Consider the following 1,116-nt stretch of genomic DNA (forward strand, 5'->3'; position numbering starts at 1 on the left):
GCCGGCGCGTACGTCCAGGACGCGAGCGGGGTGCCGCGGTGGGCCAGCGCGACCAGGGTGCAGAACCCCGCTTCGCCGCGCACGAACTGGCGCGTCCCGTCGACCGGGTCGACGATCCAGACCGGGGCGTCGCCGCGTATCGCTCCGTACGACGCGGGGTTGGCGTGCACCGCCTCCTCGCCGACCACGACCGAACCGGGCAGCAGGGCGGCCAGGGCCTCGGTCAGGTACAGCTCGGCCTTGCGGTCGGCGTCGGTCACCAGGTCGTGCGGGCCGCTCTTCTGGTCGACCTCGTGCGCTGCCAGCCTGCGCCAGCGGGGCATGATCTCGGTGGCGGCGGCCTTGCGGATCGCCTCTTCGACGTCGGAGGCGTGCTCTGAGAGAAACTCTTCGATGGTTTCGTTGCTGTCGATCACCCCTCCATGACAACACGTGCCACTGACAACGTCCGCCCGCCGGGTGCACTCCGGGTGGCATCGCGATGAACAGCGGCCCGCCGGATCACCGGCCCACCGCGTACCCCTGCATCCCGCGTGGGTTCGCCGCCGACGACAACACGCCCGTCTCCGGGTCCCGGGCGACCGCGCACAGCCGGCCCTCCGACCAGGGGCCGCCCACGGTCACGTCGTGGCCGCGGCGCCGCAGTTCCCCGACGACGGCCGGGTCGGTGCGGGACTCCACGGTCACGCTGCCCGGGCGCATGCCGCGCGGGTAGAAGGACCCGGGGAAGCTGTCGTTGTGCCAGTTCGGGGCGTCGATCGCGCCCTGGAGGTCGGGGCCGCCGCGCACCCGGGCGCGCAGCGCGACCGCGAGGAAGAAGTGCAGCTGCCACTGGTCCTGCTGGTCCCCGCCGGGCGTGCCGAACGCCATGACGGGCACGCCGTCGCGCAGGGCGATCGAGGGCGTCAGGGTGGTGCGGGGGCGGCGGCCGGGGGTGAGGGAGCCCGGCAGGCCCTCCTCCAGCCACGTCATCTGGAGCCGGGTGCCGAGCGGGAAGCCGAGTTCGGGCACGACCGGGTTGGACTGGAGCCAGCCGCCGCTGGGCGTGGCCGAGACCATGGTGCCCCAGCGGTCGACGACGTCGAGGTGGCAGGTGTCGCCGCGGGTGGTGCCGTC

2 protein-coding genes are annotated in these 1,116 nt (G+C 73.8%); both read right to left on the minus strand.

All coding sequences use genetic code 11. The features are described 5' to 3' along the window. On the minus strand, nucleotides 1–416 hold a 416-nt coding region (locus ABZ281_RS50240), incomplete at its 3' end, for an inositol monophosphatase family protein (RefSeq protein ID WP_356665610.1). Between the two features lie 85 nt (nucleotides 417–501). Continuing rightward, the coding region (locus tag ABZ281_RS50245; protein ID WP_356665612.1) for a gamma-glutamyltransferase at nucleotides 502–1,116 on the minus strand (615 nt) is incomplete at its 5' end.

The sequence above is a fragment of the Streptomyces sp. NPDC006265 genome, from assembly GCF_040613555.1.
In the GTDB taxonomy this organism is placed as follows: Bacteria; Actinomycetota; Actinomycetes; order Streptomycetales; family Streptomycetaceae; genus Streptomyces.